The following is a 23,828-nucleotide window of genomic DNA, read 5'->3' on the forward strand; positions in this document are numbered from 1 at the left end:
CTAGATCCTATTCAGGATTTCGGCGGCTTGGTCCAGCAACGCCTCCGTTTTACAAAAGCAGAACCTCAGAAATTTTTGATCATACCCTTCCCCGCAAAAAACGGATATGGGAATGCTAGCCAATTGATGTTCCTTGATCAATCGCTGTGCAAGGTCCATGTCCCTTTCATCGGTTATCTGATCATAGCCCAATAATTGAAAATAGGTTCCAGATGACGGAATAACCGTAAATCTGGAATCTTTGATTCCGGCTAAAAAATGGTCCCGTTTCTTTTGGTAAAACCCACCAAGCGATTCATAATGCCCTGGAGTTTGCAAATAGGTGTTTAGGGCAATTTGTGCAGGCCGAAATACGGAAAAGACATTGTACTGGTGAACTTTTCGGAACTCTTTCATCAAAGCCTTCGAAGCAACACAATAGCCAATTTTCCATCCGGTAACATGAAAGGTTTTTCCAAAGGAGGAACAGATTAGGCTTCGCGCGGCTAAATCCGGGAATTTGGATGCGCTATGATGCAGCTCCCCATCAAAAACAATATGCTCATAAACCTCATCGCTCAACAAAATAATGTCCGTACCCCTAAGTATATCTTGGAGCTTGAGCATATCTTTCTCGGACCAAATAGTTCCCGTAGGGTTGTGCGGGGTATTGATCACGAGCATGCGTGTTTTGGGGGTAATCGCCTCTTTAAGTGCATCCCAGTCCACCTTAAAATCCTTCCCCCTAAGTTGTACAGGCACCACTTTGCCACCAAAAAGTTCAATGGTCGGCTCATAACTATCGTAGGCCGGGCGAAGCACTATCACCTCGTCTCCTCGGTGCACAAATGCAGCAATGGCTGTAAAAATGGCTTGGGTTGCTCCTGCAGTAACGGTAATCTCCAATTCTGGATGGTAATACCTACCGTATAAACGCTCCGTTTTCGCGGAAAGTGTTTCCCTCAAGGCCAAAGAGCCGGGCATGGGCGCGTATTGGTTGAAGTCATCTTTTAGCGCTTTGTCCACCAAACCCAATAACTTGGGGTCTGGACTAAAGTTGGGAAAGCCTTGGGATAGATTTACCGCGTTGTACTGATTGGCCAATCGATTGATGACCGAGAAAATGGTTGTCCCCAAATTGGGAAGTTTGGAATAGATTTCAGGCATGTGATGAATGTCTTTCTAAAGATACAATCACTTTTTGAAGGCATTCATCAAGATTTTTTTTAACCTCGCTCTCCCAAAATCGGAATACCGTATAGCCGAGTTCCTGTAAACCTTGGTTGACTTCTTGATCTCGTTGAATGTTCCGCTCAATTTTCGGGATCCAAAATTCACGATTGGTCTTTATGCGTTGTTTGCGCTCTTCCCAATTATGGCCATGCCAAAATTCCCCATCAATAAAGATGGCCGTTCTATATTTTTTGAGAAGGATATCGGGTTTGCCGATCAGTTTTTTGTAATCGATCCGATAACGATAACCTGCGGCCCAAAGGGCTTTCCTAAATGCAAGCTCAGGTTTGGTGTTTTTCCCACGGATTTTGCCCATGATCTTGGACCGCTCAGGGGTAGTGTAAAATCCAGATTCCTCGTTAAAACGAGGCACCTTAATACGATCTTCCGAATATTTTTTGCCCATTATAGGAAATTAACTCCGGGATTTTTTTGAAATTTCGAGCTTATAGCCCACACCATGAACATTGATGAGATTAACACGGTCATCATCCTGGAATTTCTTTCTGATTTTTGAAATAAAGGTATCCAAACTGCGGCTAACAAAGACGCCTTTGCTCTCCCAAACCTCGTTGAGCAACATATCCCGGGTCACCACCTGATTCAAATGATCACTGAATATTTTGATGAGTTCAGCTTCTTTGGATGTCAGTTTAATGCTCGCCCCATCCCTAACCAACCTATTTTGGTCCTTATAAAAAAAGTAGTTTCCGATGGTCGAATAGGCCTCTGGATCGTAGGATGGGCTTGTTTCTTTTTGCTTTGCCCAAAACAGAAGTCCTATTCCAATGGAGCCAACTAGCAAAAGGGCGTACAATGAGGTGCCCATATTGGATTCCTGGGGGGCTGAAATATTAGGGAATTGCACATTGATGGTATAGCAGTTCTGAGGCAGTTTTCTAGCCATACAATGAACAATATTTTGCTCCTCATCGTTAAATCTGGCATAACTATAGGAGACTTGCTTGGTATTGCATTCAACTACCTCCACCAAATAGTCCTTTGGGAGGTTTAAGGCATAAAAATTCTTCTCCACCGAAGCCACCAGACTGTCTGGGATTATGGGCAGTTCCGATTGAAAGGTCAACTCAAAATGGTTGGGCTTCAAGGCAATTATCGGCATTACCAAGGATGTGGAATCTTTGTTTTGCAGCAATAGGGTATTTCCCGTGTTTCTAAGCGCCACTTTTATTCTACTGGAAAGATTTTCCTTAGGAGGTTCGGGCATATTGTCCAAAACCACATAAGAAAGTACAGCTAAAAAAAGGGCACTATATACGTAGATAATAATTTTCATTTCCCTAAAGGGTCAAGCAACAAAAATTTGCAATTTTTTGCATTTCATTTACATTTTCTTCACCACCTGTGGTACTCCTAAACCTAGTTTTGTCCAAAACGAAACAATGAAAAAAATCATCTTATTAGTCGTGGGCATTGGGTTTAATGCCTTTATGTATGGACAAGGTACCATAAATATTGATACAGAAAAGAGCGTGATTAAATGGACAGGATCCAAATTGTTCCAGTTCGATGCGCACAATGGCACGGTAAAGTTTTCAAAAGGCACACTATTGTGGTCCGGGGAAAGGATAATGGGAGGTCATTTTGAGGCGGATATGAATTCCATTATCAATACAGATGGCAAATACAACGAAATGCTGGTTTCACATTTAAAAAATGAAGATTTCTTCGATGTAGCGAACCATCCAATCTCCCAATTGAAGATTGTGGAGGTCTTTTACGTCGATTACGGAAAATTAAGTGTCGAAGCACTTTTGACTATAAAGGAGGTTACCCATCCCATAAAATTTGAGATGAGTGTTGAGGAACAAGAACAGACATTTGTGTTTACATCCAAGTTTGAAATTGATAGAACCCGCTGGGGCATTAAATATGAATCCAAGGGAGTTATTGGCAGTGTTAAAGAAAGTATCATTTCGGATGCTATTGGATTTGAGGTGGTGCTGGTTACCAAACCTGGGTGTTAGATGAAAAAGCTTTTCTTATTTCTGACGCTGTGCTCCTTGACCAATATCTGTTGTCAGCAGCAAGTTGAGGAGAAAGAAACCTTATGGACCATAGCTTGGAGCCCGGATGGGAATTACATCGCCACGGGAGGCAATCAGGATAGTTTGTTTATCTACGACGCCAAGACTTTTAAGCTGTTGAACACTTACCCGGTTCCAGGGGTACAACTTAGTAGACTGAAATGGCATCCCAACAAAAACCTCTTGGCCGTGATAACCCAGGGGAAGACCTTTAAGGCTAAAATACTTGACCTTCAAAATGAAAAATGGATAATGCTGCAGGATTTGGAATCGAGCTTTAGGGCTTTGGATTGGAATCACACAGGCGAACTCCTTGCTGTTTCTGAACTCGAAGATACAGTATCGGTTTATTCAATGGATGGGGTCCGTATAAGTAGATTTATGGCCGACTCTAAGGGTGTGGCCGGATTGGATTGGCATCCAACCAAAAATATAATGGTCACGGTTGGGGACCAGATTGGAATTTACACGCACTTGGGCGATACCATCAATGCTTTTCAATCGAGAAATATGGAGACTTTAATTTTGTGTGTGGAATGGCATAAATCGGGCGATTTTTTTGTTGTTGGAGATTATGGGGAAATGGAAAACAATGTGAACGACAAAGATAAACTCATCCAATATTGGACTAGTGATGGTGAAAAACTTCATGAAATCAAAAAGGAAAGGGCGGAATATAGAAACATTCGCTGGAACCCTGATGGAGAAAGACTGGCCAGCGCCAGCGACGCATTACGGATATGGTCCAAAGAAGGTAAACGAATAGCCGAATCGGCTTCAACGGACGATTACCTCTGGGGAGTGGACTGGAGTCCGGATGGTAAGTTCATCGTCACATCGAGTAGTGAGGGGAGGATTGCATTGTGGGATAAAAATGCTAACCTCTTAAGAACTATTGAGTAACAAAAAACCCAAATTCCTACTGGAGTTTGGGTTTTGATTTTTATGTATTGGATTTTTATCCTTTTAAGGTTGCCGAAAGGTATTCCCGGTTCATACGGGCAATGTTCTCCAAGGAAATACCTTTGGGACATTCCACTTCGCAAGCTCCGGTATTGGTACAGTTTCCAAAACCTTCCAAATCCATCTGGCGAACCATGTTCTCCACACGCTCTGCAGCTTCAACTTGACCTTGTGGCAATAGCGCAAATTGGGAAACCTTGGCGGAGGTAAACAACATGGCACTTGCATTTTTACAAGCAGCAACGCAAGCTCCGCATCCGATACACGTAGCCGCATCCATGGCTTTATCCGCATCTTCTTTGCGAATGGGAATGGCATTGGCATCCACGGTGTTTCCAGAGGTGTTTACCGAAATATAGCCCCCAGCCTGTTGGATTCTGTCAAAAGCACTACGATCCACAATCAAATCCTTGATAACAGGAAACGCTTTAGCGCGGAAAGGCTCGATCACAATGGTATCCCCATCGTTGAACTTTCGCATGTGCAATTGGCAGGTAGTGATCAAACGATCGGGGCCGTGCGGTTCACCGTTGATTTGCAAGGAACAGGTTCCGCAGATTCCTTCCCTGCAATCGTGGTCAAATTCCACAGGTTCCTCTCCTTTGGAAACCAATTCTTCGTTTAGGATATCCAACATTTCCAAAAAGGACATATCGCCTTCAACCCCATCTAGGGTATAGTCTACAATTTGACCTTTTGCGGAAGCATCTTTTTGACGCCAAATTTTTAATGTCAGTTTCATAACTTCGTTATTCTTAGTTATTGGTTAATGGGTTCCTAGTTATTCGACTTTAGAATCAACCGTAAACTCTACTTATAACTTCTTGTTTTCAGCTCAATATTTTCGTAAACCAAATCTTCCTTGTGAAGCACAGCGTCCTTAGGTTCGCCTTTAAACTCCCATGCTGCCACATATTTAAAGTTCTTATCATCCCTAAGGGCCTCACCCTCTTCAGTCTGGTATTCTTCGCGGAAGTGCCCTCCACAAGATTCATTTCTATGCAATGCATCTTTGGCAAAAAGCTCACCCAATTCCAAGAAATCGGCAACCCTTCCGGCCTTTTCAAGCTCTTGGTTTTTGGAATCCGCGCTTCCTGGGATTTTTACATTTTCCCAGAAATCTTTGCGCAGCTCCGCAATCTCACCGATGGCTTCTTCAAGTTCTTTGGCGTTTCTGGACATACCACATTTATTCCACATGATCTTACCCAGCTTTTTGTGGTAGTAATCCACGGAATGGATTCCGGTACCCGACATCAATTTTTCCAAACGGCCCCTAACTTCATTTTCCGCTGCTTCAAATTCAGGAGAATCCGTTGCAATGGCCCCGGTTCGAATGTCATCTGCCAAGAAATCACCAATGGTATAGGGAAGTACAAAATATCCATCTGCCAAACCTTGCATCAATGCCGAAGCACCCAAACGGTTGGCGCCGTGATCGCTAAAATTGGCCTCTCCGGCGCAGTAGCATCCGGGAATAGTGGTCTGTAGATTGTAGTCCACCCAAAGGCCACCCATGGTATAGTGCACTGCAGGGTAGATCATCATTGGGGTTTTGTACGGATTTTCATCCACAATTTTTTCGTACATCTGGAAGAGGTTTCCATATTTGGCCTCAATAATCTCCTCGCCCAGTTTTAATATAGTTGCATTGTCTGGATCCTTTATTCCGGAGGTCATGGCTTTTTCCCTACCGTAGCGGTCAATCGCTGCTGCAAAATCAAGATAAACGGCCTCCCCGGTTTTATTCACTCCAAATCCGGCATCGCATCGTTCCTTGGCTGCCCTTGAGGCCACATCACGTGGAACCAAGTTTCCAAAAGCAGGATATCTGCGTTCCAAGTAATAGTCACGTTCTTCTTCCGCAAGTTGTGTAGGTTTCAATTTACCTTCGCGGATGGCAATGGCATCCTCCTTGCGTTTAGGCACCCAGATTCTTCCGTCATTTCTTAGGGATTCGGACATCAGGGTTAATTTGGACTGATGCTCCCCCGAAACTGGTATACATGTTGGGTGGATTTGGGTATAGCATGGATTGGCAAAAAAGGCGCCTTTTTTATGGGCACGCCAAGCTGCCATCACATTGCTCCCCATTGCATTGGTCGACAGGAAGAAAACATTTCCATATCCCCCTGTGGCCAATACCACGGCATGGGCACTATGTCTTTGGATTTCCCCTGACACTAAATCACGGGCAATAATTCCACGGGCTTTTCCATCGACCAATACCAAATCCATCATTTCATGACGGTTATACGCCTTTATTTTCCCGCGGTTGATTTGTCGGTTCATTGCTGCATAGGCACCCAGTAGCAACTGCTGTCCCGTCTGCCCCTTGGCATAAAAGGTTCTGGAGACCAGTACCCCTCCAAAAGAACGGTTATCCAACAGTCCGCCATACTCACGCGCAAATGGCACCCCTTGGGCAACACATTGATCGATGATGTTGGCCGATTCTTCTGCCAAGCGATATACATTGGCTTCCCTGGAACGGTAATCCCCACCTTTAATGGTATCGTAGAAAAGGCGATAGAAACTATCTCCATCCCCTTGGTAGTTTTTGGCCGCATTGATTCCCCCTTGGGCCGCAATGGAGTGTGCTCTTCTAGGTGAATCTTGATAGCAGAAAGTCTTTACGTTATAACCCAATTCGGCCAAGGTCGCTGCTGCGGCACCACCGGCCAAACCTGTTCCTACCACGATAACATCAATGTTACGTTTGTTGGCAGGGTTTACCAAGTCGATTTCATTCTTATGCTTGGTCCACTTATCGGCCAAAGGACCGGATGGAATTTTGGAATCCAATATGCCCATAATTAATGTGTTATTGGGTTAAGGTGATGGTATAGGGCTATAAATACAAAAGCCAAAGGAACCACCACGGCGAATATTTTTGCAAAGGATTTAATGGACGGGGTGTATTTATTGTTTACCCCCATGGATTGGAAAGATGATGCAAATCCATGCCATAAATGTAGACTCAGAAACACAAAAGAGACCACATAAATTATGGTTCGCCAAAATGGAGCGAATTTTTCCACGGTTTCTGCATAATACCTTGTGGGATCCTCAGGATTCATCTGAATGTACTTGTAGCTCATTTCATGAACCCAAAAGTCATAAAAATGCAATCCCAAAAAGGCCAAGATGACCAAGCCGGAATAAATCATATTTCGGGAAACCCATGGGGCGGCCGCTCCACCTTTGAACTGAACGTAGCTTATGCCACGCGCTTGTTTGTTTTTTATCTCCAAGGCAAAACCCATAACAAAGTGCACAATAACACCCACAATTAAAATGGGCTGCATCAGATATTGCACCAAAGGATTGTATCCCATAAAATGGGATGCCTCATTAAAAAAATCGGGGGAAATCACCGATGCTAAATTGATGGTTACGTGCAGTACAAGAAAAATTACCAGAAAAAGACCCGAAAGTGCCATCACTACTTTGCGGGCAATCGAAGATTTTATCAATCCACTCATTAGCGTTGGTTTAGAAAGCAAATTTACGTCACGGGTGAGTTTTTAACAAGCTTTGAACATTTATAAAGAGCTTATTTAGACCGATTATAACCAAGCCTTCCAAACAGCTCGAACTCAAAGGAATTATTCCCAATAATTTTCAAACAAATGGGAATTTTAACCGATATTACCATTGATTTACATCAGACCGAACACCAATGCATATCGCCATTCTATCTGTAAGTCTCAACGTGCATTCTACCCGAAGGATTCTCGAGGAAGCGCAGCATGCCGGCCATTATGTGGAGCTGATAGACCATACCAAGTGCTCTGTAAAACTTGGAGAGGGCAGACCCCAAATTTATTTTGAGGAAGAAAATGTCACCAACGAGTTTGATGCGATAATTCCCAGGATTGGCGCGAAAGTAACCCGTCATGGTGCCGCCATCGTTAAGCAGTTTGAAATGAACAATGTGTTCAGCACCGCAAGGTCTTTGGGGATTACGCGTGCCAGAAATAAGGTGCGCACTTTGCAGATTATGGCGCGAAAAGGTATTCCCATTCCGGAAACCGTGTTTTCCATCAATCCGGACAACATTGAAGAACAGATCAAGCTTTTGGGAGGTCCGCCGGTAATCATAAAACTGCAAGAAGGCACCCATGGGATGGGAGTGATTTTGGCCGAAACGAGAAAATCTGCCAAGTCTATCATAGATACCTTTTATAAAATGGATACCAGCATTTTACTACAGCGGTATATCGCCGAGGCCAATGGGGAAGATATCCGAATTATTGTGGTGGGCAATAAGGTAGTGGCCAGTATGAAGCGCACTAGCGATTTGGATGATTTTAGGTCCAACGTGCACCGCGGGGCGGATACCACGGCCATAAAGCCAACGGCCAAAGAACAGTTCATTGCCCTAAATGCCACAAAATATTTGGGATTGGGCGTAGCCGGGGTAGATTTGATGCGTTCCAAAAAAGGCCCGGTCTTGATAGAAGTAAACGCGTCACCTGGCCTACAGGGCATTGAAGCCGCTACAGGTGTCAACGTTGCCAAACACATCGTTCAATTTGTGGAAAAGAATGGGTACAGAAGGAGAAAATAAGACCTTGATGATCAATGGGGAGCAAATTGCCCCGGGACAAAGCAAGTTGGTACAGATCAATATTGCCCGACTACCAACCGGCACGTTGATCCATATTCCGGTACACGTATTCAACGGGAAAAAAGCTGGACCTACGGTTTTGGTCCAGGCGGGATTGCACGGAGACGAAATCAATGGGGTGGAGACCGCCAGGCGCATGCTCCAAAACAATCGGTTCGATATAAAAAAAGGCGCTGTGATCGTAGTGCCTATTCTAAATATTTTCGGGTTTATCCATTTTTCTAGGGATGTGCCAGACGGTAAAGATGTAAACCGTAGTTTTCCAGGAACACGAACCGGTTCCCTGGCTAGCAGAATCGCGCACACCTATACTTCGGAGATTTTGCCCCAAGTGGATTATGGGATTGACCTGCACACGGGTGGAGGCTTGCGACATAACTTTCCACAGGTGAGGTATTCCGCCGAAGATGCAAAAAGCAAGGAGCTTGCGGAGGCCTTTAATGCACCTTTATATTTTGCTTCAAGACAGATAGCGGGTTCGTTTAGAAAAACGGCCTTCAGAATGGGCATCCCCACCATTGTATTTGAAGCTGGTGAGAGTATGCGTTTTGATGAAAGTTGTATCGAAGAAGGGGTTCTCGGTGTACAGAATGTGCTGATTGCGATGGGGATGCTATCCAAAAAATCGAACAGAAAGAAAAGAAAATCCATTCATCTGCAACGGACCCGATGGGTTCGAGCTTCACGGGCGGGGATGTTCATTCCCCAGGTGGAAAATGGGATGGCAGTGACCAAAGGCCAAACCCTGGGAATGGTTACCGATACCTATGCCAAAAAGAACAAAAAAATAAAAGCTCCTTTTGATGGTTACGTGTTCTGTATTAATCATCAGGCTGTGGTGAACCAAGGAGATGCCCTGTTCCATTTAGGGCATTAATCTTGAAGGGCTTCATTCTTGGATTCCAACTTCGAAAGGCTCCAATTGATGGCAGTTTCCAAATCGGAAAATTGACGAATACTGTTCTTAAAGAACATCCGCTCCAAAATTAAACTGGCCAACCCGCTTTTATTATGGGCCACTACAGAATAGAACTCCAATTGGTTTCTGTGGGTGTAGAATTTTATCCAATCTGTAGGAACAACCGAATAGTTGTTAATACGATTGGAAATATAAGCTATGGGTTTTTCCCGTCCAATGATTTCATAGGCGGCATCTATAGCTTTTTTGGCCATGTTCCAATTAAAGACAACATCCTCCTTTACCTCGGAAACGACAAGGCCATCAAAAAAGTAGAATATCCCGAATTCATATTCCCGGATTTCCCTGATGTTCCTGAAAAATTCAATGTCCCTTACACTTCGCATGCTTCCTGGGGATTAGGATGTACAATAAGGCTGGTTGGAAGCTGTAAAGTTATAAAATATCAGGTTTTGGTGGGAACAATTAGGGCTTTAAACGGTAAGATTTTATCGGATTTTGGCTCATTTTTTAAAAAGGGACAAAATGCCCCGTGAAATGGAAGACTTATCCAATTCACGGAGCAAAATTTTAGTACACATATTTGAGTACTTTTCGCTCATTTCCCATAACAAGGTGAATCTTGTAGGTCCTTTTTGTCTTTTTCCCTCTTGTATAGTTGATTGCTAGGAGGGTGCTTTTAAAGGTCCACCCCGGAAAATTTGAACTGATTTCCTTACTAATTTTCAAAGGGAGCTTGGCATTCTTGTAGCGTTCCGAGGCATAGATCACATTCCCCTCCGAATCGTACCGGGCTTGGATGTTTGCATTATTGTCCTGTAATGCCACATGATATTTGGAAGGCTCTTCCAGCTGAAAATCTGGCAAATGCGCCAAATCAAAATTGGCGATTTTATGTTGCCATTCGCTAACCATTTTGTTGGATTCCGCTATCGCAGTTTCATTCAGGTATTCCTGATTTCTTTGCATTGAGGAAGTTCGATCTGTCGAGGAATACAGTTCAGGCTTCGATGGTTCATTATAGGCCAAGAGAATATTTTCCTGTGCATTAATTGGGCCAAATGCCAATAAACCCAGTAGTAGCATCCAACCTATTTTAGTGGTAAATTCGATATTCAATTTTGTTGCTTCCATGATTTTACTTTTTGATTACAATGCAAATTTGGAGCAACTTCCGGCGGGAGGATTTTCTTAAAAGTCCAATTTGTTTGCTCTGGAGTCCAAAGCCAAAATTATGGACTAAACTTTTGGGCCAGTCCTGAACTGAAGGGGTGGAAGACCGTATTTTTCCTTAAAGGATTTATTGAAGTGCGAGGGATTCTTAAAACCGCTTTCGTAGCAGATTTCGTTCACGGTCAAGTTGGATTGATCCAGAAGGGTTTTGGCATATTCCAAGCGTTTGTTCTTGATCCAATTCCCAGGGGTTTGATGAAACAGGGATTTAAAATCCCGCTTAAACGTTGATAGGCTTCGACCACACAGGCGGGCAAACTCCTCCATGCCCAAATCGTATTGGAAATTCTTTAGCATGGTATATTCCATATCCGCCTTTTGGGTGTTCATTAGGGAATAAAGGTATTTGGCCAACACCCTATTCTTTGGATTCAACAGAATATTGAAGAGCAACTCCCTAAACTTGATTTCCACCAAACCTTTTGGGATTTCCCCACTTTGTTTGAAATAATTAAAAATGCTAAATATTAAGGATTTGAAGGAGTCGTCCACATGGATTTCAAAGATTTGGTCGTGGTCTTGGTCTGAGGATGGAAATTGCAAATTGGGATGCTCCCTAAAGAACTGGGTGACAAAATCATCAGAAATAAAAAAGAGGATAACACAGTAATCCACTTCAAAATGCTGTTTTGTGGTATACACCCCCTTGCGTACAAAGAGGGCATCCCCTCCTTCAATCTCAAAAGTTTGGTTGGGGGAAAACCAGTCTTTTTTACCGCTGATCACATAATTGATCACATGCGAATCAGTATACAATTTAAAGTTTTCAACATCTATCGGACACTTGTACTCAACAAAAAGATAGTCATCGCCAACCAACTTATTATAGGCTGGGTGTTTTCTAAAATATTGTTGGATGTCCACTATCATACCTTAAAATTAGCAATTTCGATAGGATAGCCGTTCAAACTGAAACAGTTACAAATACGCCAGCCACCATTTTTCGCGATGCGCGGTTTTATAATCGTTGTACCAACTACAAATAGGATACAAAGCAATCATTAGTACAATCCAAATGAGATAAACCACCCAAAGACTAAAACCATATCCTTGGAGTTCTGGTTGTAGGGTAATCCATAGGTCAATAATCATATCTGAAAAGCTAAAACCTGTCATTACGGCGGCTATACATGCCAGCGCATGGATAACGTAAATGTGAAGGACATAGAAAAACATGGGCACCTTCCCGATGACCACTATTTTTTCAACTAGGGAGTTTCGCCAGCCTTCGGCAACAGACAAAAAGACCAAGGATGGTCCTATCGTAATCAACAAGAATAGAAGCGAAGGAGGGTATTTGCTAACGTTAAAGAAGGAGGCAATGGTAAGCCCCAAACTGTCTTGGGTAGACCAAGGCACCAGGTCCCCATAAATATTGATTGCCCTTATAGCAAAAAACAATACGGTGGCGCCCAGCCCTAACTGCAACAACATTTTTTTTCGTTGCTGTGGATCGAAAGAGGGTTTATATAGCTCCCCGAGATAGTAGCCCAGGGGCATTACAAAAATCCAAGGAATAAGGGAATAGGCGCTAAACACTTGAAGCCCTCCCAAATTTACCAGACCAAATACATGGAGAAAGGTCCATAACCCAGATGCAACCGGAGATTCCGGACTAAATCCGTCCAGTGTGTTATGCCCAAACACCACGATCAAACACAAGGCAAGGCCCAATTTTTTGGGAAGATGGATGAATCCGGCAAGAAAGATCATTCCTATGCCCAACACCCAAATAACCTGCAAAAGAATACCAGAATAATCCAATTTGAACATCCAGGCCAATTTGATGATGGTTATTTCCGCGATCACCAACCAGAGCCCACGTTTCAACAACCATTTGCTCAGGGATTTTTTATCCCTTCGTTGGCCCACAAAAAAGGCTGATGTTCCCGCAAGGAACACAAAAACGGGCGCGCAGAAATGGGTTACAAATCGGGTCCAGAACAAGGGAACGTTCGTCTGACTGAGGTCCGAGGGGTCGAACATGAATGCATCAAAGTGAAAATAATCCCTCACATGATCCAAGGCCATGATTACCATGACCAAGCCACGCAACATGTCGATGGACTTGATGCGCTTTCGTCTATCATTTTCCATGATTTTTTGGTTTAGGTTGATGTGTTGGTTTTAATCGGCTCAACCAAAAGTGAGGGAACAAGGACGTTGAACCAACCAATACCCTAAAATAAGCAATTCCAATATTCTATGAAACTGAATATGAGTCCAATGCAATAATAAAAGTGTTCTATTTTATGCTATGTGGATTAAAATACCACGAATGCCAGGGAATTTAATCTATGGCAAATTCCACTTTTTCGGTCTGTCCATTTCCTGAAATTTCTATACTGTACGACCCCTTAGGCAGATAGGTTTTGCCATTCTTCGCTTCTTCCAATTTCATTTTATTCTTTTTGAGGAAGTTGCTTTTCCCCTTTTTGGAAAACGCCAGGTCGTAGGACAATACATTCAATCCCTTGTCGGCCAGCATCTGGGAAGAACTTACCTCAGTGCCATTGGCTGTCATTACCTTAAAATGGCATTGGCCAGCTTGCGAAGCGTAATAACTTAGGTCTATGCCGGGTGTATTGGGCTTGACCCATCCGTAAGATGGATTGCCCCAATTTTTGGAGTGCTTGATGTCCTCTATCTCGAATGCAACCAAATCCTTCGACCAAACTTCGGAGGTCATTTGCTGTAGTACGGAGATATCGGCTTTATAGATACTCCTACCATGGGTGCCCACCAACAAATGTTTTGCCTTGGGTTGAATCACCAGATCGTGCACTGCCACGTTGGGCATTCCATTTTGGAAAAGTTCCCAATTAACCCCCCGGTTGAAACTTACATAAAGCCCATTGTCTGTTCCAGCAAATAGGAGGTTTTCATTTTCAGGGTCTTCAACAAGCGCATTTACCGGTGAAGCAGCAATTCCATCAGCAATCTTCTTCCAACTTTGGCCATAATCCTCGCTTACATATATATAAGGAGTAAAGTCGTCCCATCGATATCCGTTCAAAGTGGCGTAAACCCGTTCCTTTTTGTGTTTCGATGCCGCTACTTCGCTTACCCATAGTTTTTTGGGCAGGGAAGATGAAATGTTGTCCCAACTTCCTCCACCATTTTTTGAAACATGCAAAAGACCGTCATCACTCCCCACATAGAGCAAACCAAACTTAAAGGGCGATTCGGAAATTGTGGTCAGCGTACCATAGGCCACATTGCCTGTTCTGCCTCCTTGGGTAAGATCGTCAGATATGGCTTCCCAATCCTTGCCTTGGTTTAGGGAACGATGTAGTTTGTTACCCCCTAGGTATAGGATATCCTGATTGTGTTCGGATAACAGGATGGGGGACTGCCAATTGAAGCGGTACGGGGATTCCCCAAGCTCATGTTTGGGCTGTATGTAGTCCTGGGTTTTCTTTTCCAGATCCACGCGATAATAGTTCCCAAATTGAAAGCCGGTATAAACGATGTTCGAATTCCTATTATCTATCTGCACTTGCATGCCATCGCCCCCAATGATCATTTGCCAAGGGTTGGCCCCGGATTGGTGCCAGTTGCGATTTTCTTTGTTGTTGTGGGCTCCCTTCCAGACCCCATTGTCCTGCAACCCGCCATAAACATTATAGGGTTCTTCAAGATCCACATTGATGGCATAGAATTGGCCTACCTTAGGAGTATTGTTCTTAATCCAATTTTCACCGTCATCATAGCTAATGTTCACTCCACCATCATTACCATTGATGAGATGTCCTGGTCGCTTCGGGTTGATCCATAGGGCGTGATGGTCCACATGTACATTTTCCTTTCCGATGGAGGTAAAGGTGTCCCCGCCATCTTCGGATTTGATTAGGGGAACCCCGGCCAAATAGATACGGTCCTTGTTACTTGGGTCTATCCGTATCTGCGCAAAGTAATATCCGTAACTGTAAAACAGGTCATCGATATATTTTGAGTTCATTTTTTTCCAACTTGATCCCGCATTATCACTTCGGTACACCTCAGCTCCGATCACTGGGGTGTCGAACAAAAGCGAATTGGCATTCTCCAGATATTTGGCAAGATCCTCTGGCTTTACAGAACCGCTCCGAACCATTTGCTTTACATTTTCAGCCCTATATTTTTCTTGAAACCCATTGGTCTTTAAATAGTCGTTCAATTTTTTTTCATCCAAGGCGAGAAAGGTTTCCACATCCATGGATTTGAAGTCGTCCTTGGTCAATTCCTCTTTTTTAGCCTTGTCTTTTTTCTCCCTCCTAAATTGACTATCGTGAACCGCGTAGACCGTGTTGTCATCAAAAACGGCCAGCCCTATGCGACCGACCCCATCGCCCGTGGGAAAACCAGAGCCTTCGGTTGTGATCAACGTCCAGTGGTTCCCACCATCAACGCTTTTGTAAATGCCGGAAGACGCACCATTGCCCACAAAATTCCAGGCCTTTCTATCCTTTTCCCATGCCGCTGCATATTGAATATTAAAGTTGTTGGGAGAACAGGCGACATCAATAATTCCTGTGGCATCATTTACGAATAAGGTCTGCTTCCAGGTTTTTCCTCCATCCATGGTCTTATAGATACCTCGTTCCTGGTTAGGCGAATACAAATGTCCAGTGACCCCAACAACCACCTCGTTGGGATTGTTAGGGTTGATGATAATCCGGCCAATATGGTGCGAATCGTGCAGTCCCATATTTTGCCAAGAGGTCCCTTTATCCATGGATTTTAGGATTCCAATACCCGCATAAGAAGAACGGGACGAATTGTTTTCACCGGTGCCTACCCAGAGTGTGCCGCTATTCCAATCCACGGCGATATCGCCAATGTTTTGAGTATCGGAGTTATCCAGGATTGGTGTAAAGGAAATCCCGTTGGTATTAGTGTGCCAAAGCCCTCCTGAGGCATAGGCAACGTAAAATTCTGTAGGGTCGTTGGGGTTTACATCCAGGTCCACGACCCTGCCGCTCATCACTGAAGGGCCAATATTTTCCAGGGGAATATTTTTTACGGTGGAGGTCTCGGCCATTGTATTTTTTTGGGCCAAGGACTGCATCATTTTTTCTGGGGAAGTAGCTTTTTGTTGGGCAAAACTTGATTGAAGGACCAAGGCCAACATAGGAAGTAGGAATCGTTTCATGAAGTAGAGGTTTTGTTTCCTTGTGGAAGGTATGAATTTGTCTTCGGTATCGCAATTACCTACATTTGAACAAACCATTTGTACAAGATGAAATACGATCCCATCAGCAAGCAACTTTTTATCAAAAACCGTAAAAAGTTCATGGCACAAATGCAGGCCAAAAGCATTGCAGTGTTCAATTCCAATGATATTTATCCCATAAGTGCAGACAGCACCATGAAGTTTGAGCAGCACAGGGATATTTTTTATTTAAGTGGAGCTGATCAGGAGGAAACAATTTTATTGTTGTTCCCGGATGCCTTGGAAAAAAAGCACCGGGAAATACTGTTTGTTCGGGAAACCAACGAACACATTGCGGTATGGGAGGGTGCTAAGCTTACCAAGGTACAAGCAACTGAAGTATCGGGGATAGAGACCATTTATTGGCTTACAGATTTTGATAAGATCTTTTTTGACTTGATGACAGAAGCTGATACCATATACTTCAACACCAATGAGCATTATAGGCAAGCGGTGGTGACCCAGACCCGGGAGGACCGTTTTATCGAAAAATGTAAAAAGGACTTTCCAGCCCACCGATGGGCAAAAAGCAATCCCATTTTGCAGCAGATCAGGGGGGTGAAGGAACCTGAGGAGATTGCTCTTATGCAACAAGCTTGTAACATCACCGAAAAAGGGTTTAGAAGACTATTGGCATTCACAAAGCCGGGGGTTTGGGAGTACGAAATGGAGGCCGAATTGTTGCACGAATTTGTGCGAAATCGTTCCAAGGGATTTGCCTACACTCCGATTATTGCAGCCGGCAAAAACGCCAATGTCCTACACTATATTGAAAACAACCAGCAAGTAAAAGACGGGGATCTGATCCTGATGGACGTGGCCGCGGAATATGCAAACTATTCCAGTGACCTTACCCGTACCATCCCAGCTAATGGCAAGTACTCCAAAAGGCAAAGAGCGGTATATGATGCCGTTTTGAGGGTGAAGAACGATGCTACCAAAATGCTTGTTCCTGGAACCATTTGGGCAGAGTACCATAAGGAGGTGGGTAAAATTATGACGTCGGAGCTGTTGGGCCTGGGCTTGTTGGACAAGGCTGATGTGCAAAATGAAGATAAAAACTGGCCGGCCTATAAAAAGTACTTTATGCATGGTACCAGTCACCATATAGGTTTGGATACCCACGACTACGGGGAGTTGAAAACCCCAATGGTCGCGAACATGGTATTTACGGTGGAGCCTGGAATTTATATACCCGATGAAGGCTTTGGAGTGCGATTGGAAGATGATGTGGTGATTCAGGAAAAAGGAGAACCCTTTAATCTGATGCAAAACATTCCCATTGAGGCCGAAGAGATTGAAGCGTTGATGAACGCATGATCATATACTTGAATTATGATTAGGCAACTGTTTCTTTTTTTGCAACAAACGGACATTGAAAAAAAGATGGAGGAGGCCCCGGACAGCTCCTATGAAATAGGCGTGGTTATTGGGTCCTACCTTCCTTTTGTGGTGTTGGTCGGGATTGCCTATGCGATATACCATTACAATAGGAAGAAGCGGGGTAATTAGCATCGCGCTATTCTTTATTTCCAATTAAATTGGAAATAACAAAAACCACCAACGCCGGCAACACCCAACCCATGTGATTTTCTTTAAGCGGAATCCACGAGCTTATCGTAGAGATGGATTCTCCCCAACCAATACTTCCAAGAAAATCGGGAATGCTAAATAAGATGGTAATAGCAACCACCCATCGGAACACCTTTGGCGAAGCCCATTTTTCTGGAACTAGATTTAAGAGGATCAATACTATGGTAATGGGGTAAATAAACATCAAGGCAGGAAGGGCCACGGCAATGATATAGCCTACATTAAATTGCCCCATCAATACCCCAAGGAAACAACCTATAACGGCCGTAATGGTATAAGCAACATTAGAGTCATTAAAGCGTCCTTTGATAAAATCCGCGGTTCCGGTTATGATTCCAACCGCGGTGGTAAAACAGGCCAGCCCAACCAAAATACTGAGCAACAGTGCAGCAGTGTTTCCCCAGGTTTTTTGACTAATGCCACTGAGCAAGGCTGTCCGGGAAATTTCAGCATCAAAAGCATCGCCAAATAGAGCCCCGGTCAAGATCAGCCCTGCATATATCAGCAACAATCCCAGACCGGCAAACCAACCGGCCCTAGCGATAAGTCCTTTTTTGGTTTCGTACGAAGCCTGATTGTCCTTTAGGTTGATAGAGATGATAATGACCCCTCCCACAACCACAGCGCCGATAGCATCGAAGGTTTGGTAACCTTCTAGAATTCCCGCCGTAAAGGAGTTGTTGAACTCAGAAACCCCAAAATTGAAATCCAATCCAAAGATGGCAGCCCCCATAATCAAAACCAGGACAATCAAAATCCCTGGAGTTAAAAATTTCCCGACCAGATCCAAAATTTTGGAACGGTTCACCACAAAAATGTAGACTAGTGCAAAATAGATGATGCTCGTTAACAAATAGGAAGAATCCCAATTGGGTTGAATGGCCATCTCATGAGTAACCGAAGCTGTTCTCGGAGAAGGCAGCGATATGGAAATGGCATAAACGATATAGCAATAGGCCAAACTGAAAGTGGGAGAGACCTTCTTTGCAAAGTCGAACATGGTGCCCTGTAGCTTTGCATGGGCCAAGATCCCAAGAATGGGAATTAAAACAGCCGAAAGACAAAAGCCCAAAGTAACCAACCACCATAAATTTCCCGATTTGAAACCTAGTTGGGGAGGTAAAATAAGGTTCCCGGCACCAAAGAAGAGCGAGAAAAGGGCAAAAGCCGTTATCGCAACCGTTTTTCTGTTCATAAAATGTTAATAATTTTTTGTTAAAATAAATCAAATAATTATATTTCGGAGAAGTATTTCAGCGGTAGAATGTCTCATTTGGTCGATGAGGGTGCATTTCATCGAAAAACGGCTTTTTAAAGATGAGTCGCAAAATAAAAAGTTATCAACAGCCGTTGCTAAAATAGATGTACAATATAAATCGGAACATATTACATAAAACTACAAACTAAAAAACTGCATTTTCCCGATCCCCAAATCGCTTGAATGCCTTCCCAAAACAACACCTTACTTATGAAGACTTCCTCCAACCACCATGGCAACAAATTTTCTTCTTTCTTCTGCAACCTATTTGGCCACCACTATGTAGTGTCCAAGAAAGTTACACAACATATTAAAGAATACAAGTGCCTGCACTGCCAAAAAGAAGTTACCACCGATGCAAGTGGCAAACTTTCTGCACTTACCCCCCAAATGCAGGACATTAATAGTACACTGGAAGACATGTACCGCAGAAGACAGGGAAGACAAGTTCCCCAAGTAGCATAGTATACTGCCGTACAAGCATAAAAAATTTCAAGGTTTATCCCGGAAATTGAGTAAGCAGTTTGTTCAATTCAGTCAAGTGCCCCAAGACCGTATTGTGAACTTTGAGCCTATTTTCGGGATTTTTTAGTTTGTAAAAGAATTCCACCCTTGGGCAGACAGCGCAATCTTTGTGTTGGCCCGCGTAATCAAATGAGCCCCTTCTCCTTTAGACGTCATGTGCCCAATTACGGTAAGGTTGGGGTTGGCTTTAATTTTTGGAAAGTCTGCCTGATCAATGGTAAAGAGCAATTCATAATCCTCACCCCCGCTTAATGCAATCATGGTGGAATCCATTTTAAATTCCTCTGATGTGGAGATCACCGTGGGGTCCAATGGGATTTTATCTTCGAAAAGATTACACCCAACATCACTTTGTTCACAGAGGTGTAGAATTTCCGACGAAAGGCCATCACTGATATCAATCATGGAGGTGGGTTGCACTTCAAGTTTTTCCAAGAGTTCCACTATATCCTTCCGCGCTTCGGGCTTAAGCTGCCGTTCCACCAAATAAGAATAAGGTTCCAGATCGGGCTGGCTGTTGGGATTCACCTTGAACACTTCTTTTTCCCGCTCCAATACCTGAAGTCCCAGATATGCTCCACCGACATCCCCGGTAACGACCAAAAGATCATTGGCCTTGGCCCCTGAACGATACACTATATTATTTTCGTTCGCCACTCCAATTGCCGTAATGCTGATCAACATCCCTTTGGTGGAAGAGGTGGTGTCGCCCCCAACCAAATCCACTTTGTACATCTGGCAGGCTTGGGCCACCCCTGCATAAAATTCTTCGAGGGCTTCCAACGGAAACCTATTCGAAACTGCAATGGAAATTGTGATTTGGGTTGCGGTAGCATTCATGGCATAAATGTCGGATAGGTTTACCATCACCGATTTATATCCCAAGTGTTTTAAGGGCATGTAGCTCAAATCAAAATGTACACCTTCCACCAACAAATCTGTGGAAACAATTGTTTTTTGGTCCTTGTGGTCCAGGACGGCAGCATCATCCCCGATTCCCTTAAGGGAGGAAGGTTGGCGCAATTCAAACTGTTGGGTAAGGTGTTTGATCAAACCAAATTCCCCAAGATTCTCCAATGCCGTGCGCTGCGGATTTTTGTCTTCTAGCATTTGGCAAAAGTAAATAGGATAATTATAAAATGGTATCTTTAAGTTAAACTTAAAATTGCTTTGAAATGGTAAAATACCAGTTTGCCATCTTGTTGAGTGTCATCTTTTTGGGATGTTCAAGCGATGATGGTATTGGGCCCGCTCCTGGTGATGGAAATAATGGAGGGGGCAATCCAAACCCAACAAATATTGGAACCGGTGAGGTGGCAAGGGGACTTACCCCATGCGACGGAGGAATGGCGGCCATTTATCCCTGTGATGGATATGATTTGTTGTTTCAGATGGATCTCTCGGCTTTTGCAGGGGCCTTTGGAAACGACATCTGGGGCTGGACCGACACTGCCAACAATAAGGAATATGCCTTGGTGGGGCTTGATAACGGTACTGCTTTTGTTGACATTACCGATACTTCCAATCCGATCTACATAGGAAAACTTCCAACAGCTACAGACAATAGTACATGGAGGGATGTAAAAGTATATAACAACCATGCATTTATTGTATCCGAGGCGGCAAACCACGGCATCCAAATTTTTGATTTGACCCGACTTCAAAATGTACAGAGCCCACCACAGGTTTTAACCGCGGATGCACATTATACGGGTATCGGTAACGCGCACAACATTGTTATCAATGAGGAAGCTGGATATGCTTATCCCGTGGGAACAGCCCGAAACGATGCCTTTAACGGCGGGGTCCACTTTATAAGTATTCAAAGCCCAACAAGCCCGCAGCCAGTAGGAGGTTATGGCACCAATGGTTATACCCACGACGCCCAAGTGATCACCTACCAAGGCCCTGATAACGACTATACGGGCCAGGAAATTTTTATTGGTGCCAACGAAAACCAAATCGCGATTGTGGACATCACCGATAAATCCAATCCAACAGAAATCTCTACGATTAGCTATGGAAATTTGGGATATACCCATCAAGGGTGGTTTACTGAGGACCAACGCTATTTTATCTTGGGCGATGAACTTGACGAAACGGATTTTGGGTTTAATTCCAGAACCCTGATTTTCGATTTTTCAGATTTGGACAGTCCGGTCTTGCATACCACATATTTAGGCCCAACTACAGCCATAGACCACAATGGATATGTGATTGGGGATGAATTTTTTCTTGCCAACTATACCGCGGGAATGCGGGTTTTGGATATTTCAGATATTGAGAACGAGAACATTTCCGAAAAAGCATTTTTTGACACCTTCACGGCAAGTGACACTCCAAGTTTTAATGGCGCTTGGAGCGTTTATCCATTTTTTGAAAGTGGCAAGATCATTATCAATGACATCAATTCTGGACTCTTTGTGGTTCAAAAATCCAATTAATTCCTTGCTATGAAAAAGTTATTTGGATGTCTCGCCATACTTCTGGTTACGTCTTGCTTATCTGATGACTCCCAACCTCTTCCTATTACTACCACCTTCGAGGGGGAAGTAGATTGGATGAAAAGCTTTGGGGGAAGTGGTGAGGACACGGCCCAATCCGTGATTCAAACGGCAGATGGAGGCTATGCGATACTTGGATTCAGCAATAGCATGGACGGTGATCTAGCTGGTAAAACCACCGAGGTGAATGACTATTGGTTGCTAAAACTAGATGCCGAGGGAAATCTTATTTGGGGCCGGACCTATGGGGGCACCAAAGACGATCGTGGGCAAAGCGTGATTCAAACCACGGATGGAGGGTATGCCATAGTGGGCTACGCCATGAGCGATGATGGCGATGGCAGCAACAATGAAGGTTTTCATGACAATTGGATTTTACGACTGGGCCCAAACGGGAATATTTTATGGGAAAAAAGCTTTGGCTTTTCGGGCCATGACCATTCTTATGATGTTGTTGAGACCTCTGATGGCGGTTTTTTCTTTTCAGGATTTTTGGATGTTACCTCTTCTGGGGGCGCGGGTAATGAAGGCAAGGGCAATTACCTCACCAGACATGGGGTAGGGGAATTTTGGGGCACTAAATTGGATGCCGATGGTAATTTGGAATGGCGCAGATATTTTGGAGGCACCAATAACGATCGCTCTTATGGTGTGGTCTATTCGGATGATGGCGGGTTTGTTTTGGCGGGAGCTTCGGAAAGTGATGATTTTGATATTACCAGTCCCAAGGGAAGCTATGACTTTTGGGTGGTAAAGGTCGGAAGCAATGGGGACTTGCTCTGGCAAAAATCCTTCGGTGGCACTGGGATAGATAAAGGATATGATATCGCAAAAACCTTGGACGGAGGTTACGTGATTACCGGAAACACCTTCAGTTCGGATACGGATGTATCCCAAAACCATGGCGAATCAGATTTGTGGGTGATTAAGTTGGGTTCGAATGGGAATTTAGCTTGGGAAAAAACCTATGGCGGGCTTGCCTTTGATGCCGGGCATGGGATATCTACCACAAGGGACGGAGGCTTTGTAATTGCTGGAAATTCCAAAAGCTCAGATGGGGACACTACCGAAAACAAAGGCGAGAACGACTTATGGGTCCTTAAAACAGATGCCCAAGGTACAATCGAATATCAGCAAACTTTTGGTGGCTCTGGAATCGATTTTGGATTTGACGCCATTGAAAGTGCCGATGGTAGCCTAATTCTGGTGGGAGAAACCGCAAGTGATGACTTCCAAGGCCTACAACCCAAAGGAATGACCGATCTGGTGGTCATTAAAATAAAATAAACTCCCTATTCCATAGATAACCCCTATTGGATTATACATTATTATAATGTTAGTTAATGCGGTAAAACCCTACTAAACACCTATATTTGTACGCTATTTAGAATAAATCCAAGTAGAATGATAAAAGTTTCGGAAACAGCCAAACAAAAGGTGGTAAGCTTGATGACGGAAGAAGGCTTTGATGCTGCAACGGATTTTGTCCGTGTTGGCGTAAAAAGTGGAGGCTGTAGTGGATTGTCCTATGAACTGAATTTTGATAAATCCGCCGCAGAAAACGACAAGGTTTTTGAAGATAATGCCGTGCGCATTATCGTGGATAAAAAGAGCTTCTTATACCTGGTTGGGACCACTTTGGAATATTCCGGAGGTCTTAACGGAAAAGGTTTTGTCTTCAATAATCCCAATGCCCAAAGAACTTGTGGCTGTGGGGAAAGCTTTTCACTCTAATTAACATTGTTT

General features: G+C 43.8%; 23 protein-coding genes. 10 read left to right on the plus strand and 13 right to left on the minus strand.

Annotation, left to right across the window (positions count from 1 at the left end; translation table 11 throughout):
* Genes M3P07_RS09635 through M3P07_RS09645 form a run of 3 tightly spaced genes read right to left on the minus strand, consistent with a single transcriptional unit; the run spans position 1 to position 2,509 of the window.
* On the minus strand, positions 1–1,146 hold the full coding sequence (locus M3P07_RS09635; RefSeq protein ID WP_249969699.1) for a methionine aminotransferase: 1,146 nt from the start codon (positions 1,144–1,146) through the stop codon (positions 1–3).
* Entirely contained in the window at positions 1,139–1,618 is a 480-nt protein-coding gene (locus tag M3P07_RS09640; protein ID WP_249969700.1) for a very short patch repair endonuclease, read from the minus strand. The genes M3P07_RS09635 and M3P07_RS09640 overlap by 8 nt, the downstream gene beginning before the upstream one ends.
* 9 nt (positions 1,619–1,627) lie before the next feature.
* Positions 1,628–2,509 carry a winged helix-turn-helix domain-containing protein gene (locus M3P07_RS09645; RefSeq protein ID WP_249969701.1) on the minus strand — a complete coding sequence of 294 codons (882 nt, stop codon included), beginning with the start codon at positions 2,507–2,509 and terminating at the stop codon, positions 1,628–1,630.
* Positions 2,510–2,615: 106 nt separating this feature from the next.
* Between M3P07_RS09645 and M3P07_RS09650 the strand changes: the two genes are divergently transcribed.
* Positions 2,616–3,200: a YceI family protein gene (locus M3P07_RS09650; protein ID WP_249969702.1), complete on the plus strand. Its 585-nt coding sequence runs from the start codon at positions 2,616–2,618 to the stop codon at positions 3,198–3,200.
* Complete coding sequence (locus M3P07_RS09655) at positions 3,201–4,163, plus strand: WD40 repeat domain-containing protein (RefSeq protein ID WP_249969703.1); 963 nt, start codon at positions 3,201–3,203, stop codon at positions 4,161–4,163.
* Positions 4,164–4,218: 55 nt separating this feature from the next.
* On the opposite strand, the gene M3P07_RS09660 is transcribed toward M3P07_RS09655, so the two are convergent.
* From M3P07_RS09660 to M3P07_RS09670, 3 genes are all read right to left on the minus strand, one after another.
* Positions 4,219–4,965, minus strand: a complete 747-nt coding sequence (locus M3P07_RS09660) for a succinate dehydrogenase/fumarate reductase iron-sulfur subunit (RefSeq protein WP_249969704.1) — start codon at positions 4,963–4,965, stop codon at positions 4,219–4,221.
* Between the two features lie 68 nt (positions 4,966–5,033).
* A complete protein-coding gene (locus M3P07_RS09665; RefSeq protein ID WP_249969705.1) occupies positions 5,034–7,037 on the minus strand; it encodes a fumarate reductase/succinate dehydrogenase flavoprotein subunit in 2,004 nt (667 codons plus the stop codon).
* Between the two features lie 2 nt (positions 7,038–7,039).
* Entirely contained in the window at positions 7,040–7,708 is a 669-nt protein-coding gene (locus M3P07_RS09670) for a succinate dehydrogenase cytochrome b subunit (RefSeq protein WP_249969706.1), read from the minus strand.
* 197 nt (positions 7,709–7,905) lie between these two features.
* Between M3P07_RS09670 and M3P07_RS09675 the strand changes: the two genes are divergently transcribed.
* Entirely contained in the window at positions 7,906–8,796 is an 891-nt protein-coding gene (locus tag M3P07_RS09675) for a RimK family alpha-L-glutamate ligase (RefSeq protein ID WP_249969707.1), read from the plus strand.
* The gene (locus tag M3P07_RS09680; protein WP_249969708.1) at positions 8,774–9,733 is read left to right on the plus strand and encodes a succinylglutamate desuccinylase/aspartoacylase family protein; all 960 of its coding nucleotides are present in this window, start codon (positions 8,774–8,776) and stop codon (positions 9,731–9,733) included. The genes M3P07_RS09675 and M3P07_RS09680 overlap by 23 nt, the downstream gene beginning before the upstream one ends.
* On the opposite strand, the gene M3P07_RS09685 is transcribed toward M3P07_RS09680, so the two are convergent.
* The 5 genes from M3P07_RS09685 to M3P07_RS09705 all read right to left on the minus strand — a co-directional run bounded on the left by M3P07_RS09685 (position 9,730) and on the right by M3P07_RS09705 (position 16,142).
* Complete coding sequence (locus tag M3P07_RS09685) at positions 9,730–10,161, minus strand: hypothetical protein (protein WP_249969709.1); 432 nt, start codon at positions 10,159–10,161, stop codon at positions 9,730–9,732. The two genes, M3P07_RS09680 and M3P07_RS09685, sit on opposite strands and share 4 nt — an antisense overlap.
* A gap of 184 nt (positions 10,162–10,345) precedes the next feature.
* Positions 10,346–10,909: a hypothetical protein gene (locus M3P07_RS09690; protein WP_249969710.1), complete on the minus strand. Its 564-nt coding sequence runs from the start codon at positions 10,907–10,909 to the stop codon at positions 10,346–10,348.
* A gap of 105 nt (positions 10,910–11,014) precedes the next feature.
* Positions 11,015–11,878: a helix-turn-helix domain-containing protein gene (locus M3P07_RS09695; RefSeq protein ID WP_249969711.1), complete on the minus strand. Its 864-nt coding sequence runs from the start codon at positions 11,876–11,878 to the stop codon at positions 11,015–11,017.
* A gap of 48 nt (positions 11,879–11,926) precedes the next feature.
* Positions 11,927–13,105 (minus strand): acetyltransferase domain-containing protein, encoded by a 1,179-nt coding sequence (locus tag M3P07_RS09700; protein ID WP_249969712.1) that lies wholly within the window; start codon positions 13,103–13,105, stop codon positions 11,927–11,929.
* A gap of 193 nt (positions 13,106–13,298) precedes the next feature.
* Positions 13,299–16,142 carry a glycosyl hydrolase gene (locus M3P07_RS09705; protein WP_249969713.1) on the minus strand — a complete coding sequence of 948 codons (2,844 nt, stop codon included), beginning with the start codon at positions 16,140–16,142 and terminating at the stop codon, positions 13,299–13,301.
* A gap of 87 nt (positions 16,143–16,229) precedes the next feature.
* On the opposite strand from M3P07_RS09705, the gene M3P07_RS09710 reads away from it, so the two are divergent.
* Together M3P07_RS09710 and M3P07_RS09715 are read left to right on the plus strand one after the other, a co-directional pair.
* Entirely contained in the window at positions 16,230–17,522 is a 1,293-nt protein-coding gene (locus tag M3P07_RS09710) for an aminopeptidase P family protein (RefSeq protein WP_249969714.1), read from the plus strand.
* A gap of 15 nt (positions 17,523–17,537) precedes the next feature.
* Positions 17,538–17,714, plus strand: coding sequence for a hypothetical protein (locus tag M3P07_RS09715; protein ID WP_249969715.1), 177 nt, complete (start codon positions 17,538–17,540; stop codon positions 17,712–17,714).
* Positions 17,715–17,721: 7 nt separating this feature from the next.
* On the opposite strand, the gene brnQ is transcribed toward M3P07_RS09715, so the two are convergent.
* On the minus strand, positions 17,722–18,990 hold the full coding sequence (gene brnQ / locus M3P07_RS09720; protein WP_249969716.1) for a branched-chain amino acid transport system II carrier protein: 1,269 nt from the start codon (positions 18,988–18,990) through the stop codon (positions 17,722–17,724).
* 273 nt (positions 18,991–19,263) lie between these two features.
* Between brnQ and M3P07_RS09725 the strand changes: the two genes are divergently transcribed.
* A complete protein-coding gene (locus M3P07_RS09725) occupies positions 19,264–19,518 on the plus strand; it encodes a hypothetical protein (RefSeq protein ID WP_249969717.1) in 255 nt (84 codons plus the stop codon).
* Positions 19,519–19,641: 123 nt separating this feature from the next.
* On the opposite strand, the gene thiL is transcribed toward M3P07_RS09725, so the two are convergent.
* Positions 19,642–20,688, minus strand: a complete 1,047-nt coding sequence (thiL, locus tag M3P07_RS09730) for a thiamine-phosphate kinase (protein ID WP_249969718.1) — start codon at positions 20,686–20,688, stop codon at positions 19,642–19,644.
* A 65-nt stretch (positions 20,689–20,753) separates the two neighbouring features.
* Between thiL and M3P07_RS09735 the strand changes: the two genes are divergently transcribed.
* From M3P07_RS09735 to M3P07_RS09745, 3 genes are all read left to right on the plus strand, one after another.
* Positions 20,754–22,022 (plus strand): choice-of-anchor B family protein, encoded by a 1,269-nt coding sequence (locus M3P07_RS09735; protein WP_249969719.1) that lies wholly within the window; start codon positions 20,754–20,756, stop codon positions 22,020–22,022.
* A gap of 9 nt (positions 22,023–22,031) precedes the next feature.
* Positions 22,032–23,369, plus strand: a complete 1,338-nt coding sequence (locus tag M3P07_RS09740; protein WP_249969720.1) for a hypothetical protein — start codon at positions 22,032–22,034, stop codon at positions 23,367–23,369.
* Positions 23,370–23,486: 117 nt separating this feature from the next.
* Positions 23,487–23,816, plus strand: coding sequence for a HesB/IscA family protein (locus tag M3P07_RS09745; RefSeq protein WP_249969721.1), 330 nt, complete (start codon positions 23,487–23,489; stop codon positions 23,814–23,816).
* Positions 23,817–23,828: the final 12 nt, after the last annotated feature.

The organism is Flagellimonas myxillae (genome assembly GCF_023502235.1).
Classification (GTDB): Bacteria; Bacteroidota; Bacteroidia; order Flavobacteriales; family Flavobacteriaceae; genus Flagellimonas; species Flagellimonas myxillae.